18 protein-coding genes, 1 tRNA gene and 1 pseudogene are annotated in these 14484 nt (G+C 46.3%); 6 read left to right on the forward strand and 14 right to left on the reverse strand.

All coding sequences use genetic code 11. The features are described from left to right. Window positions 1–65: 65 nt before the first annotated feature. A complete protein-coding gene (locus QF049_RS13360) occupies window positions 66–491 on the forward strand; it encodes a cytidine deaminase (RefSeq protein WP_307537996.1) in 426 nt (141 codons plus the stop codon). 84 nt (window positions 492–575) lie between these two features. Then, entirely contained in the window at window positions 576–1301 is a 726-nt protein-coding gene (locus QF049_RS13365) for a DsbA family oxidoreductase (RefSeq protein ID WP_307537998.1), read from the forward strand. 297 nt (window positions 1302–1598) lie between these two features. On the opposite strand, the gene QF049_RS13370 is transcribed toward QF049_RS13365, so the two are convergent. Both QF049_RS13370 and QF049_RS13375 read right to left on the reverse strand, forming a co-directional pair. After that, entirely contained in the window at window positions 1599–2429 is an 831-nt protein-coding gene (locus tag QF049_RS13370; RefSeq protein WP_307413935.1) for an aldo/keto reductase, read from the reverse strand. Window positions 2430–2603: 174 nt separating this feature from the next. Continuing rightward, entirely contained in the window at window positions 2604–2885 is a 282-nt protein-coding gene (locus QF049_RS13375; protein WP_307413937.1) for a hypothetical protein, read from the reverse strand. Between the two features lie 150 nt (window positions 2886–3035). Between QF049_RS13375 and QF049_RS13380 the strand changes: the two genes are divergently transcribed. Beyond that, a complete protein-coding gene (locus tag QF049_RS13380) occupies window positions 3036–3434 on the forward strand; it encodes a hypothetical protein (RefSeq protein WP_307538000.1) in 399 nt (132 codons plus the stop codon). 106 nt (window positions 3435–3540) lie between these two features. Here the strand turns inward: QF049_RS13380 and QF049_RS13385 are convergent, their stop codons facing one another. The 10 genes and pseudogenes from QF049_RS13385 to QF049_RS13430 form a co-directional block, all read right to left on the reverse strand. Beyond that, window positions 3541–3762: a YuzB family protein gene (locus QF049_RS13385; protein ID WP_017689421.1), complete on the reverse strand. Its 222-nt coding sequence runs from the start codon at window positions 3760–3762 to the stop codon at window positions 3541–3543. A gap of 21 nt (window positions 3763–3783) precedes the next feature. Beyond that, window positions 3784–4086 (reverse strand): heme biosynthesis protein HemY, encoded by a 303-nt coding sequence (locus QF049_RS13390; RefSeq protein WP_036670085.1) that lies wholly within the window; start codon window positions 4084–4086, stop codon window positions 3784–3786. 142 nt (window positions 4087–4228) lie between these two features. Further along, window positions 4229–4486, reverse strand: a complete 258-nt coding sequence (locus QF049_RS13395; protein ID WP_017689423.1) for a hypothetical protein — start codon at window positions 4484–4486, stop codon at window positions 4229–4231. 196 nt (window positions 4487–4682) lie between these two features. Continuing rightward, window positions 4683–5894, reverse strand: coding sequence for a M14 family zinc carboxypeptidase (locus QF049_RS13400; protein WP_373428245.1), 1212 nt, complete (start codon window positions 5892–5894; stop codon window positions 4683–4685). Window positions 5895–6122: 228 nt separating this feature from the next. Next, complete coding sequence (gene racE / locus QF049_RS13405; RefSeq protein WP_076209504.1) at window positions 6123–6932, reverse strand: glutamate racemase; 810 nt, start codon at window positions 6930–6932, stop codon at window positions 6123–6125. Between the two features lie 218 nt (window positions 6933–7150). Continuing rightward, a complete protein-coding gene (locus tag QF049_RS13410) occupies window positions 7151–7528 on the reverse strand; it encodes a YtxH domain-containing protein (RefSeq protein WP_091017573.1) in 378 nt (125 codons plus the stop codon). A 185-nt stretch (window positions 7529–7713) separates the two neighbouring features. After that, entirely contained in the window at window positions 7714–8628 is a 915-nt protein-coding gene (locus QF049_RS13415) for a DUF4261 domain-containing protein (protein WP_150364383.1), read from the reverse strand. Window positions 8629–8638: 10 nt separating this feature from the next. Beyond that, a complete protein-coding gene (locus QF049_RS13420) occupies window positions 8639–9100 on the reverse strand; it encodes a DUF86 domain-containing protein (protein WP_124113915.1) in 462 nt (153 codons plus the stop codon). A gap of 173 nt (window positions 9101–9273) precedes the next feature. Continuing rightward, the gene (locus tag QF049_RS13425; RefSeq protein ID WP_017689429.1) at window positions 9274–9561 is read right to left on the reverse strand and encodes a Dabb family protein; all 288 of its coding nucleotides are present in this window, start codon (window positions 9559–9561) and stop codon (window positions 9274–9276) included. A gap of 285 nt (window positions 9562–9846) precedes the next feature. Continuing rightward, window positions 9847–10263: pseudogene (locus QF049_RS13430) on the reverse strand (phage holin family protein); the annotation flags it as partial. Between the two features lie 415 nt (window positions 10264–10678). Here QF049_RS13430 and QF049_RS13435 point away from each other — a divergent pair. Further along, a complete protein-coding gene (locus QF049_RS13435; RefSeq protein WP_017689431.1) occupies window positions 10679–11275 on the forward strand; it encodes a helix-turn-helix domain-containing protein in 597 nt (198 codons plus the stop codon). Between the two features lie 221 nt (window positions 11276–11496). On the opposite strand, the gene QF049_RS13440 is transcribed toward QF049_RS13435, so the two are convergent. After that, window positions 11497–12651 carry a sn-glycerol-1-phosphate dehydrogenase gene (locus QF049_RS13440; protein ID WP_307538004.1) on the reverse strand — a complete coding sequence of 385 codons (1155 nt, stop codon included), beginning with the start codon at window positions 12649–12651 and terminating at the stop codon, window positions 11497–11499. A gap of 158 nt (window positions 12652–12809) precedes the next feature. Here QF049_RS13440 and QF049_RS13445 point away from each other — a divergent pair, with 158 nt between their 5' ends. Beyond that, the gene (locus QF049_RS13445; RefSeq protein WP_036609735.1) at window positions 12810–12995 is read left to right on the forward strand and encodes a hypothetical protein; all 186 of its coding nucleotides are present in this window, start codon (window positions 12810–12812) and stop codon (window positions 12993–12995) included. A 105-nt stretch (window positions 12996–13100) separates the two neighbouring features. On the opposite strand, the gene QF049_RS13450 is transcribed toward QF049_RS13445, so the two are convergent. Then, window positions 13101–13185, reverse strand: a tRNA-Leu gene (locus QF049_RS13450). Between the two features lie 220 nt (window positions 13186–13405). On the opposite strand from QF049_RS13450, the gene QF049_RS13455 reads away from it, so the two are divergent. Further along, entirely contained in the window at window positions 13406–14398 is a 993-nt protein-coding gene (locus QF049_RS13455) for a Gfo/Idh/MocA family protein (RefSeq protein WP_307538006.1), read from the forward strand. Window positions 14399–14484 lie beyond the last annotated feature (86 nt).

Raw genomic sequence — 14484 nt, forward strand, 5'->3', positions numbered from 1 at the left:
AATGACAAACTAAACAAATACACGATATCAATTGAATTGGATTTACAAAGGGGAACTCTCATTACATGACATCACACACTGAACCACTTAATATTGAACAGAAATTGTTGGATGCAGCCGAAAATTTTGTGAAGCAACGTTATCCTCAGGGATGGGGCGGTGCGGCTGCCGTTTATACCGAAGCCGGTTCCCTGCTGATTAGCGTAGCTCCAGAGGTCATCAACGATGCCACGCATCTGTGCATGGAAACAGGAGCTTATCTGGAAGCCCACAAATTGAACGAACGTGTCACCCACTCCCTCTGTATCGCTCGTGATGACGAGCATTCAGAATTTAAGGTCCTTACACCTTGCGGTGTATGCCAGGAACGATTATTTTACTGGGGCGAAGAAGTCAAAGCTGCCGTATACGATCCTTCTGGTCAACTGGTCTTCAAGAGACTGAGTGAGATCCAGCCTTATCATTGGTCCAAGGCATATCGGGATAAATAGCAATCTCCTTGCGAATTATAGAAAGTGGCTTTATAATTGTAACTATATTAGTTTCAACTAAAAGGATAATGGAGGTTTAACATAATGAATATTGAGATATGGTCTGATTTTCTCTGCCCTTTCTGTTATATCGGCAAACGCCGCTTGGAGAATGTATTGGAACAGTTTCCACACCGTGATGAAGTGAAGCTGCAATTCAAAAGCTTTGAGCTGGATCCAAATGCTGCATTGAACCCAGGCAAAACCAATTCGGAATATCTGGCTGCCAAATATAATATGAGCGTGGAACAGGCCAAAGGGATGAATGCCCAGATGAATGCCAATGCTCGCACGGCAGGACTGGAATACAATATCGATGCCATGATCCCTACGAACTCCTTCTCAGCTCACCGATTGACACACTGGGCGGATACACAAGGTAAAGCGCTTGAACTGAGTGAACGGATCTTCCAAGCTGTGTTTATTGAAGGTAAACACTCCGGCGACACTGAAGTGTTGGCTCAGTTAGCAGAAGAAGTTGGCCTAGATCGAGACGCAGCTACAGCAGTGTTGTCCAGTGATCAATTCACCGACAATGTCCGTGCTGACCAAGCAGAAGGCGAGCAACTCGGCATCCGCGGCGTACCGTTCTTTGTATTCGACCGCAAGTTCGCCGTGTCAGGCGCTCAGCCTGACGAGGTATTCCTGGATGCCATTCAAAAAGCATGGGACGAGCGTTCCCCATTCACAATGGTTGAATCTAACACAACAGAAACAGACGGCAGCGGTGTCTGCACAGATGACGGCTGCGAAGTTCCGAAAAAAAATTAAGCCAATTCACACGAAAAAAGCAGCAGGATCTAGGGATATTTCCCGATCCTGCTGCTTTTTTTATATACTACACACCATTCTAGCTCATTGTATATTTTTGTGTTTGATGGACAGTTACTGTGGAGGGGACGGAATCGATTCTGAAGAAGCGAAGCGGTCGCCTTTGTCTCCAAATTTTAACCTCTGGAAAGAGAATCAAAAAAAATTTGGAGACAACAGCGATCGAAAGAACGATCCGTAACCGGAACCTCCACTAACTTATCATCAAACACTTATATTCAATTAGCGCCTACTCCCTTAATCCCAGAACAGTTGATCCGGATGTGGACCCGTCCGCTTATCCGAATCCAGTGCATCAATTTGTCTCAACTCATCCGGTGTCAATTCAAAGTCAAAGATGTCCGCATTCTCACGAATACGCTCCGGGGTAACGGACTTCGGAATCGTCACAATCTGATTCTGAATGTCCCAACGCAGAATAATCTGTGCTGGTGTTTTCCCATATTTCTGGGCCAGTGCTTTGAGGGTGGACTCATGGTTCAGCTTACCTTTCATAATAGGACTCCATGCCTCCAGCTGAATTCCCTGCGCCCCACAGAAATCCTGAAGTTCCTGCTGGATCAGACCCGGATGCAGCTCTACCTGATTTACCGCAGGCACCGTTCCGCCCTCATCTATGATATCTTGCAAATGGTGAACTTGAAAGTTACTCACACCAATCGCACGGATGCTTCCTTCGCTATATAGACGTTCGAATGCTCTCCACGTCTCCTTATACTGGTCTCTGCCAGGCCAGTGAATTAAGTAAAGATCAATCACATTCAGTCCCAGTGCCTTCTGACTGGCTTCAAATGCTCTCAACGTTGAATCAAATCCCTGATCCTCGTTCCAGAGCTTGGTCGTCACAAACAGTTCGTTACGGGCAACACCACTGCTTGCAATAGCTTGTCCCACTTCTTCCTCATTGCCATAAATGGACGCGGTATCAATACTGCGATATCCAACCTCCAAAGCGGTCTCAACCGCCTGTTGTACTTCCTTACCTTTTGCTTTATATGTTCCAAATCCTAGCCATGGCATCGTTACTCCGTTGTTCAGAATCGTACAATCTGTAATATGTTTTGTCATTCTGTACCTCCCGTATGGAATTTTGCCTGCTCTTGTTCTATTAACCTTCTCACAGAATTTTAAGCGACCATTCGACATACTGTCGGAGTAAACCCATGGATCGAGAGTCTTTGCAAAAGATATGAAAAACCCGCAAAGCATTGCTGCCCTGCGGGTTCTGATGTGACAGGAACGTTATATATTCCCTTGACCGTGCTGACTCTGGATTGAATTCAATCTTCTCTTCTCCTCGATGAACATTTCCTCTGCCAACTCAACACCTTGCCCTCCGAGTGAAAGCTCTGCTTGTCGCATCGCTTGCTCCGTATGTGCCAGACGACGTTCCGCCTGTACAATGGTCTGTGCCGTCGGATGAGACAGGGCCTGAGATACAGCATAATGAAGCTTGTTCACCGCATTTTGCGCCTGAGATACGGTGGTATCGGCTTGCAAACTGGAATCATAACGCTTCGGCATGAGTATTCCTCCTTGGGATTATCATGTTCCTGTTACTCCTTTAGGATGGATAACACAAGCCTTCCTTATTCTTCTTTTGTGTTTTTATCGTAACTTTAGTTGATTTAGCTACGTTTATTAGATAATCATGCCAAATCAGGAGGAATTCATTTGAAGAAAATATTACTGACACTCTGTATGTTGCCCTTCCTCATTTGGGTACAAGGCTGCGCTCCTGCAACATACAAGATAGAAGGATATACAGCATCATACATGAACCCAGACATCCCGGTTCCAACCAATGCAAAGCTCATTGAAAACATAGCTTATTCCGATCATCCCACTCTTAAAGAAGGTGTTAAGTATGAACTGAAACATATTGGGGGTGAGCAAGGACTATACCCACCAATGGATTATTTTAAGAAGTTAGCGGATACAGGATGGGTGGAATTAGAGGAAGAACGGCTGGGACATGTACATTTTCTGAAAAAGGATACTACCGTCATCGCCATTCAAATTCAAGAAAACACCTTCCAAATTACTGAAATGGTCAAAGGTGCTATGGAGTAACACATCCTTTCACTGTTACCCAAACGCAAAAAAAAGGAGAGGCACGTAGCCCTCCTTTGTGATGTGTGGACAGTTTTCTCCACTCACCTTGTTATATCATATCCTATTACTTCACGAACTTTGCGACTTTGGCGAGCACTTCTTCTTCTGTCGGCGCACTGATGTACCGACCGTTGATAAAGACAAACGCACGTTTCGCGCAAGGACCGCAATAGGATTTGCACCCAATCTTGATCTCCGTGTCGGGAGCCATTTTTTGCAACTTGGGCACAATCGATTTCAGTCGAACATGATTACACTTTTCGCATACGCGGATATCGTTAGCCATGAGTTCCCCTTCTTCGCGCCCTTAGTGGTCGCCGTGATTGCCTTGGGACGGATTCGTAATAACAAATCCCTCTTCCGGGAAGTAGAGATAATCAATTTTTACACCGTTCAACAAAGGCTGATCATTCGCGAGAATGACATCAATTTCTTTATCCGTAGATACAACCGTATCATTTTCTTTAGGTGTGTCGAGATCAAGCCCATAGTGAGCATGGTCACCATGTGCATGTGTGATGACAACGCGCAGTTTTTTTCCTTCGTTCTCCGGCTTGTCCAATTCAAGCTTCAGTACTTTAGCAGCATTACGCGTAATTTTGCAGTTCATTCTCTTCATCTCCTATATTGTAATTGCAGGTTTCAACAATTTCAGCATTCTTAAACTACAGCATCTATTGTAAAGAAAGTTACCGCTCTTCGCAATAACATTGATGCGAATTCAGTGTTAAAATGATCCATTGGGCCGCAAATTAAGAAGGTGCCCCCTCCTGAAGCACAGGATATTTACGTTCTGCCCGGCTTACAAACCAGTTCATCAGAATCAAAGTGACCCCGATATCATCGATGGGCATAAACGGCATTACGTCAGGAAGTACCCAGTATAACAGCGCCGGAATAATAAACAACAACTTTTCTCCCAAAGGAATCTGCGGAGCCCGGAGCAGCCGGGGGAGCCTTTTGAAAACTTGTGTCCATCGTTTGAACGACAGCAGTCTTCTCCACTTCATTTGAATCCCTCCGTATAATTGTATATGTCGCCGAAACGGCACATCCATCATTACCCGTTCGAAAACCATTCAGAACGAATGATGTGACATGCCATTATAAAAAATAATAAAAAGGGAACGTCGCTCATAGCGTCCGTTCCTGTTATACGAATGATCTACTGTTAAGTTTCACACCTTCATCATTCGGGGTCTTGCCTCATTGTCCATTGGATAACAGTTCAGCCAGCAACATTCCCACTTCTATACAGATATCATCAAACTGTTCTACGGGAAGCGGATTAACACCCAATCCAACTTCCACCGTGAAGCCCGGTCTACCGAAATCTTGAATAAACCAGTCCTTGTATCCGGCATCACTGCCACCGAGCTTCACTGCCTTATAGCCGGAAGCTTTGGCGAGTCTCCGCGACAACGGTCCGCTCTCTCTAGGTTCAAGATCACGATAGTTCCAATAGATCTCCTGTCCCTGACTATGCAGGGATACAACCGCATCAAATGTATGTTGCTGCGTCCACCGCGCAAGGGCCTGTGCCTCCGGTTCTGTCAATGGCGCTGTCCCTGCATAATCCCTGGGGCCAGGTGAGGTCACACCTCTTCTCGCTGCCTCTTCATCCCAATGAGCTGGAAATTGATCATTCAGATCCACCCCTCTGATGTTGGCCTTCCAATGGGTGAAATGTGATCTGTCCGCATTCCAGGCCAACAACTGCTGTGCATGTGGATGATGATTGACCACACCTTCCTGAACCAGTTCGACCCCGTCCGGATTAACCATCGGCACGGCCCAGAGTGTCGTCTCTTGCATCCAACGTTCTGTCTGGTATTGATGCCATGTCCTATGCGCACTATACGCCTCGGCATACTCCTCGATAAACTTCATCAGAACTGCAGTTGTCAACCACTCATTAGCATGAACGGAAGCGTTAACATGGATATGTCTGGACCCTTGCCCAATACACAAATAAGGCAGCGACTTCCCCATGACACTTGTTCCAATGGACCCCGTCTCAATAAAAGGGTATTGATTTTCCAGTTTTTCTATGTCCCTAATTAATTCTCGATAACCATACTCTCCCTGAATCTTCACAATAGTTTTTCCATTCGAAGCCGGAATATGAATACAGCGACCAACCCAGTCGGTTACATTGGTGATTTCGGGATTGGCCTGGCGCAACACCTCTTCGTCCAGACCAAATCTGCCTGCAATCTCCCCTACACTTTCTCCAGGCGGTACAGCGTATCTGCGACCTGTCCCGGGGACAATACGCAGCATCTGACCTGCCAGCAAGTATGGCTGGGAAGCCACTTCCGGGTTCAGTGCGGCAAGAAACTCTTTGGACATATGATACGCTGACGCAATTCGCGGCAATGTATCTCCCCGCTGAACGATAATCCACTGCAGATCCATGTTGTTCTCCTTTCCACAGGAAAAGACAGGTCTCCTGTCCAGTTCTGACCGATTTCGTGTCTGTAACATATGTATGCAGGTCGGGTTGTCCGTCATGTGACATGAATCATGTTTATCTCCGGTTAATGCATAATGACGACAAAAAATCCCGGAACTTCACAGTTCCGGGATAGTCCACAACCAAAATACATTAATTAAAAGTCTTATTCATGCATATTTTGAGTATAACTATGATAATTGCGTTACCTGCCAGACAACAGGGGTCTTGGAGATCTGCTCCCCCAACCATCGACGGGTGATATTCTGGAACATTCGCGGGTCACCCGTGCAGAAAAATTGATGCACCGGGGTCTCATCCCCACTGGCCAGCTTTCGTTTATCATATAAAATCGTACTGATTTCACGTGCCGTTTCATCTGCTGAACTGATTAACTTCACTTCCTGCCCCATAACTTCCTGAATCGTGTCCATGAGAAAGGGATAATGCGTACAACCCAGAATAAGACAATCGATTGGCTGTTGTTTGATCTCGCCCAATGATTGTTCCACCGTATGTGTCGTGTGCTCGGAACGAAATTCACCTTGTTCCACCAACGGCACCAGCGCCGGACAAGCCTGACTGACCACATCAATATAGGGGGACAACTGTTTGAGTGCCGATGTATAAGCCCCACTACCTATGGTACCCGTGGTACCAATCACACCAATACGTCCTGTACGTGTCGCTGTGATTGCGGCCCGCGCACCCGGATGTATAACACCAATGACAGGCACATTCACCTTGGCACGGATATACTCCAGCGCGGCTGCTGTTGCTGTGTTACAGGCGATAACGATAACCTTCGGATCGAATTGGATCAAGAAATCAACGATTTGTTCCGTAAATTGTTTTACTTGTTCGGACGAACGGGGTCCGTACGGTGTCCGGGCAGTATCCCCAAAATAAATGATCTTTTCCCGCGGGAGCTGACGCATCACTTCCTTGGCGACGGTCAATCCCCCCACACCGGAGTCTAATATAGCGATTGCTTGCTGCACGAACACACCGCTTCCTTCTTCATTGAATTGGTTCTCAAAACGATTGTTTCTCAGAGCTTTCTTCCTACCGTATGAACATTCCGGCAAAAAGGTACCTACATCTTACCCGATTTCATCGCAGGGTTCAAATTAAATCCACGCGCTTGCCATCTATGTGTGGACACGCAACAAAGCAGGCTCTCCTCTAAATAGAGGAAAGCCTGCTTATCAAGCTTTGCTTAGTTGTCGTCCTTGGACTCATCCGCAGGAAGCTTCGCTACAATGTCAATTCCGGGTTCATCAGCTTCTTTATCAATCTCGTTATCAACAATGGCTGCCGATATGCGAATTTCTTTTCCTTCAGCGCAATTGCGCCAGGATTGAATATCCTGAATCACGACATCTGCGGTCTCTTTAACTTTGGATACGATCTGGGAACTTTGTTCACCCACGATACCAGCCAGTTCCTGACCTTTCTCCGATACCTGACGAGCACCTTCTGTAATATCCTGACGAAGTTCACGTCCCGATTTCGGTGCCAGCAATAATGCCGTTACTGAACCAACCACGGAGCCGATAAGAGCTCCCCACAACAAACTTTTGTTAGAATCCTTCACGTCACATCTCTCCCTTTACTATTGTTTAAGTACCGGACTAGAAGCAACGGTCTGTCGCTCAGCCATCCGGGCGAATGCCTACTCTGTTGATGCATTATAAGCAGCACAGGCTTGACTTGACACTCCAGATGTTAAAAATAATCTGCACGCCCTTTTTGAATGGATGCAAATGACTTGGCTTAAACTCAGTTCTGACGAGCCGGCTCGAGATCAGCCGCGGCATGCTCATCCCCCGGGTCCAAATCAATCACATATCGTCCAGGTGCAATCAATGCCGCCTGATGTTCACAACGCCAGCGACGTCCACCTGAAGAACCCAGCGTCTGTCCATCTTGCAGGACATCCCCCTGATCAAATATGTAATACGCTGCACCCAGTAAGGTCTGAGCCACCGTATCTGGATCAAGACCGACGAAGTGACACTGGACATCAGGTACACCCAGCGCAGATAATCCCACGGTATCCATGACCAACCCGCGTTGTTCCTCTGTACCTCCGGCTTGATACATTCGAACATTCATGGCTGCATACAGATGTTCCTCACGTTCCTGAGCTTGCGTATATGCTTCCGGTTCAACGAGCTTATCACTGCCATACCAATACAGCGCGTCACAGGTCAAACTTTCCATGATTGCCAGCACAGTCTTCTGAAACAGCTCCAGGCGCTGCTTACGAGGCATGGCAGCCGTGAACATATCATGTATCCGGATGGAGTACCGCGAAGCTTCTACAACCTGTCCCACTTCCGGCCAATGCCATGCTTGTTGCAGAGCACCGCCAAAGCGAGCACGATCTGCGATTTCATTCACAGGAAGCATGCAGGTCTGCGCAGGGATATCCCCTTCCTGAAAGGATACCTTATGGTCCAGATGGTAGAAGACGAGCATCTCATGCTTTTGCCCTCCGCTTTCTTGTTTCACATCCAGTCGGACTTGTCCTGTATGACGAATCATCGCTTCCTGCAAACGCAAGTGATCCACCTCTGGACGTTCCCGGAACAAGAATTCAACCATATACACCGGATGGAATCCGGAAGGTGTTTCATTCGTTTCGTTACTTTCAGTATTTACTTCATTGAATTCTCTTGATTCATTTGTCATGCGATTTCCCTCATTCCTTACGCTGTCCCTCGGCCTGTGCCGTATTGAAAGGACCAAGTTCTGTTTCCACGTAGGCGCTAACCTGAGTAGTAAAATGTTCAAGTATACTCGGCAACTCTACGCTAATCGGATGCAGCTCAGACCGCTCCCAACTGTAATAATCCTGCACCAGTGGTTTGCGTAACGTGACAAGCTGACGCAATATCTCATAGGTCGAATCATCAAAAACCTTTTCTTCATAATTAATCTGAATAATATCATCATAACTGCTCGCATCTCTCATGATGAAGCCGTCTATCAGATAACTTCCCACATCGGTAACAATTTCTATCGCCAGGTGAAGACAACGTTCCTGTACCATCCCCAGCATGAGACTGCCGTCCCAAGCCTCTGCTGCCCCACGAAGTCCTTCAGCTACTTCCGGTACAGCAGCAAGCCGGCGGGCAATCTGTTCTCTGTTCACATAATACATTCGTTCACTTCCCGTTCAGTGAGTTATCGGTTCCGTTTCCCTCTTCGCTTAAGCCAGAATATCATCACAGGACAAGCGATTAGAAACACAACAAAAATATATAGAAATTCCATAACGTCTCTTAAATCGCTCATGCAGAGTCCCCTTTATCTCAACGTAGTTTGAATGACAGATCAGATTTCGTAGTCCACTGCAATTGACTGTTCTCTGACTTCGTTCATGTACTTGATAACTTCCTGATGAAGCGGGTGTACCTGATACGCCTGGAGATCTTCCAATGACGCAAACTCCGCTGTGAGTGAAATGTCGAACGATCTCTCCGAGCGAAGCACATCAATCCCGATTTCAAGTGAAACTAGGACATCAATTTTACCTTCCAGATTGCGAAGCACCTGGGCTGCAGCTTCAATACTTTCTGCTGAGCGATCTTTCATTTTAAACAGGACAATATGTTTTATCATCTGGGCAAGCACCTCGTTTAATATAATAGTAGAAATGAATGAATTTTCATGTATCCAAAATATATCATAACGTTCTCTATTACGAAAGGATACTTGGAAACGTTCTCTTGATAAGAAAAACTAACCCGAACCGTTTCCTTTCGATTCGGATTTCTTTTGCGATCCATCCTCCGTCTGTTTCGCTGAGTCATCCTGCAAAGTTTGTCCTGTTTCAGCCTGCTGCTTGCTGTTGTCTGGAGTTTGCTGCGGTTTGGCCCATTCACGATTCATCAGATACTCCTGATCTTCCTGTTTCTTCAACACTGCAATGGCCTGTCTGAGCTTTGCAGGCAATGGAAGACCGATTTTGGCATAATTCTCGGTAATCGAAATGAGTTCATTCACCAGATAGAAATAAATAGCTCCGCCTTTGATAAAATCCGTTCCCATGATCAGATCAATTCGATGAGCAAGCAAAACAACGGTCAGCATGAGCCCTTTGCGAGCAATCCCCCAGAATCCAATGTTGCTATTCAACCCGGTACCCGTTCTTACCGCCGCTGCCAAACCTGTTATATAATCCACAGCCATCGCGACCGCGAGCAGGCTCAGCAACTGATCCCATCCGCCAAAAGCAAACGTAACAAACGCTCCCGAGATGGCAGCAAAGGTATTCACAGATAGATTCACGTCCCTCACCTCTCCCTTACACTTGAGTATCATACAATATATGTAAAAATAAGAGATTTGACAGGTCACATGTCATGCTGAACACGCGGATTTATCATTTCAGATTTGTGCACATCCTCTTCGCAACAGGGGAGCGAAATTCACATGCTTTTGGGGAATTCAGGGAAATAAACCGCATCATATCAACAAAAAACAGATAAAAGTTCTTTAGACCTAATAATAAGTAATTAGAACTATATTATTTTTATTCCTGTTCAATTTCTCCCCTCATTTTTAGTGAAACATTGTAATCTAGGAATATACTAGGATGTGAATTGCGCATGGTCTAGTTCGTAGTTCCCTCTTTATCATGAATTGACGCATTGACGCATTTGTAACCGGTAAACCCGGCACTTGAAAGTACCCCGTTGTTTATTGTAGTATTTGGTTAAAAAAAATCGGAGGAAATATGCCTAATCAACCAGAACAACATTCCATCCAGGCGTGGTCTCTGATCAACCGTAAATACTTGGGAAAAGGCGTCCGTGTTAAACGATTCCGAAAACCGACACGCTGTCAAATCCGCAATCGGGTTCTTCTTGCCGTGCTGATGGCCAATGATATCAAGTTGTCCCAGCTTGCTGAAGACCTCTCCATCTCTTCACGCAGTGTCAGTGCGTGGGTATATGAAGGACGGATACCCGGCAGTACCAATTTGGACAAGACTTGCCAATTACTCGGCTACCCGCGTCATATCCTCTTCAACGAAGAAGTTGTGCGTAATAGCCCTGTCATATGTCAACCCGAGTCATCTCGCTTCATGAAGCGTACGGTGACCCGCTCTCCGGTTAGTAACCGTATTTTGACAGGCTTGTGTATGGTCCATGATTTGTCGGTGACAGATGTCAGCCACTGGATCGGGGTTCATCCCGGCACTTTCCGCAAATGGCTGCATCAGGGAACACTGCCTTCTGCTGCGTTTCAGGAACAAGCGGAGCAATTTTTCCGTATCCCGAAAACTATTTTGTTCGCAGATGTCATCTTGAAAGATCGTCGCAACAACTAAATAAGCGAACAGCCAAAAGGCTCTGATCTCCTCTTAGGAGGCCAGAGCCTTTTTAAAATGAAATGCATACCTTCTCTCTCGGACTTGAAGCACTGTTCTGGCTATTCCATCAGAAGTGTCAGATAACCTCCCCTTTTTTGCCTTTTGCTCCCTAGGAGAGCCATCAGAGCCCGCTACAAGCTAAGATTATGCATTTCATCATGACCATTCTCTCTAAAAGGTCATCCTAACCTCGTGTTCAACACTTCATTGATATATCTCAACCCCGTATATCGAGGACGAAGCGTATGCGCTGTGTTGAACGCATGTTCCACCATCTCAGGGGTTACACCGAGTTGCCCAGTAGTCACAGGTCCACCTACTTGTTCCAACCATGCAATGAGCTGAGAAGCCTCCGGCAATTGGTCATATATCCCAAACACCGGCTCACCCGATGTCTGTGCAAGCTCTTTATATTTCACCGTAAGCAATGCACAAGCTACGCCAACTTTGGCACCATGCAGAACCGGTCTTTCTCCCGCTTGCATCAGATCCATCTCCAAGATGTGAGACAGATGATGCTCACCTCCGGATGCCGGACGGGAATGGTCAATGATCAGCATGGAGATACCGGAAACAATTAATGCGTCCATTAATACAGCTACTCCCTCTGCTCGCCCCTCCGCAATAGCTTGTACATGATCTATGCAGGTATTCAGCGCTTCTTCTGTCATCCGATAAGCAACTGGACAGAACGGTTCTCCGCCCAGTTCACGAGAAACAATCCAGTCTGCAAGTGAAGTATATTTACCAAGCATATCTCCGAATCCGGCAGCTGTCATCACTTGCGGGGCTTGCTCCAGAATATCCAGATCGGCAAAGATAGCCTCCGGCGGAACAGCCTGAAATGTTTGTTTGACGCCGCTTACAATTAAGGGTGCACCCGCAGAGGTAAACCCATCCACTGAAGCCGCTGTCGGTATGGACAGAAAGGGCTTGTTCATTTTGGAACAAACAAATCTCACCAGATCATGAATGGTACCTGAACCCACCGCAATTACAGCCTGACTTTCCAGTTTCACACCCAACATGACCTGTACAATAGCTGCTTCATCCGCAATGATATCACCCGCACGATTTTCCGGCAGAGCGATCTCATCCACATGTATTCCCGCTTCGCGAACACTGCTCAGCACATCAGATCCGGCCGCCTGAAACGTATGTCGATCATAAACAACCGTCACCTGACGATATCCTTGCTCAGACAAATAACCCGGTAACCTCTGAATGGCCCCAGCTTCCAGATGAATCAGCATATCCACCACCCGGTGTTGATGACCGCAAGCACACTGTTGTGCTTCCTCATTCCATGCTGCAATTCGTTCGTTCATATTCATTCGCTCTTACCCTCCCATATGAGATATCATGCATAATTAACGGGTTAAAACCACAAGATAAAAAAGGAAATAAAATGTGATGATTTTCCTGATCACACTTTACTGCCTGTACCCAATATTTGCAAATCCACATCTCACATTTCCAAGTAGGTGAAGCAATGAAATTAACGAAAGAATTAGGAATATCGCTCGGATTTCTGGCCGGAACCACTTTTGGCAGTGGTATCGCTTTTTTGTTTCGTCTCCAGTCGGTTGAAGTGGTTGCCAGTGTTACGCTATTTGGTATTGCAGGAGCCATTGCCGGGATCATCACGGCAGTCATTCTGCGCCAACGGCAACATTAGTATTAGCATGCTGGTAGCAAAATGTAGGCTTCACACGAATGATCCAAAAAATAAAAAAAGGTTCGTGAATTGCCCTAGAGCAACTCACGAACCTTTTTTGTTAGATGCGGTCGAGAGGACTCGAACCTCCACGGGGGGTTAGCCCACACGGACCTGAACCGTGCGCGTCTGCCAATTCCGCCACGACCGCATAATATGTATCTCCTCATCCATCGATGAAAAGCGTTCCGGTGAAGCAATTCCTTGTTTTACCGTAATTCAGAGTATACATGCTCCAAAATAAAAATGCAACTTCTTTTTTTCATTCAAGATAGGACATATGTCCTTTTTTCTCAACTTCAAACACCCTATCGTAACATTAAACAAATATAACATCCATACAAATGCAAAAAATGAAGGAGAGATCCACCTTGAAAACAACCCATCTGTGCTTTATCGGTGCCGGGTTTCATGCATCCACGAATATATATCCTTCTGTTGTTGAAGCCGGAGCGCAGATCCAGGCCATTGCCACACGCAGTATGGAACGCTCTGAAGCAGCTCTGCTGCGATTTGGCAGCAACGGAAAAGCGTATGATAACGCTGGGCTAATGTTACAACAGGAAACTTGTGACGGAGTCGTTGTGGTCGCCCAGCCTGTAGATCAGACCACTCTTGTCCTTGAATGCATTCGGGCTGGTAAGAATGTATACGTGGATAAGCCACTCGGATGGAATGCAGCGGAAGCCGCAGCTGTAGCAGAAGCTGCCGAGCAGGCTGGCGTCGTTGTCATGGTCGGTTTTATGAAACGTTATGCTCCCGTATACATGAAGCTGAAGGAGCTCATTGATAGTGGTTCGCTAGGTAAGGTACGTTCATTCCAGATGAAATTCGCTGTAGACAGTACCCCATTTTGCAAGGATGAGGAACAGTTCATGAAGCTCGCTGCCATACATATGGTCGATCTGATGCGTTACTTATTCGGAGAAGTAATACGGGTTACAGGCACAACCGTGAAGGATGGGGAACACATTAATCAAAGCATTTCCCTTGTTTTTGAGAATAACGTAGTAGGCAGCGCTTATTTTACCGGCATGAGCGCTTGGTCACGGGAGAGTGAAAGTGTACTCGTCACCTTTGACAACGGATTTGCGTCAGCTGAAGAGATCAACACACTTACTGTTCATCAATCCCGAAGCTCGACCAGCCTTCCCTGGAAATCTCTCGAGGAGCAAGATACTGTATATACACCTTCCGGATCTCCTATGTCAGGAGCTTATCGCGACCTTTATCTACGCGGGTTTGTTGGTGAAATGGTGCACTTTATCGCGTGTTGCCAGAATCAGACTGTCCCACATTCCAGCGCCAAGGATAATATAGCAACGATGGCTCTATGTGACTCCATTCTATCGTCACTGAAGTAGCGTATATACGCTCATCATCATATTTTATACATTCAGAGAAGAGCCTGAAACCGGGGCTCTTTTTTATCTTATAGACATCAACACAT

The sequence above is a fragment of the Paenibacillus sp. W4I10 genome (genome assembly GCF_030816325.1).
Lineage (GTDB): Bacteria > Bacillota > Bacilli > Paenibacillales > Paenibacillaceae > Paenibacillus > Paenibacillus amylolyticus_B.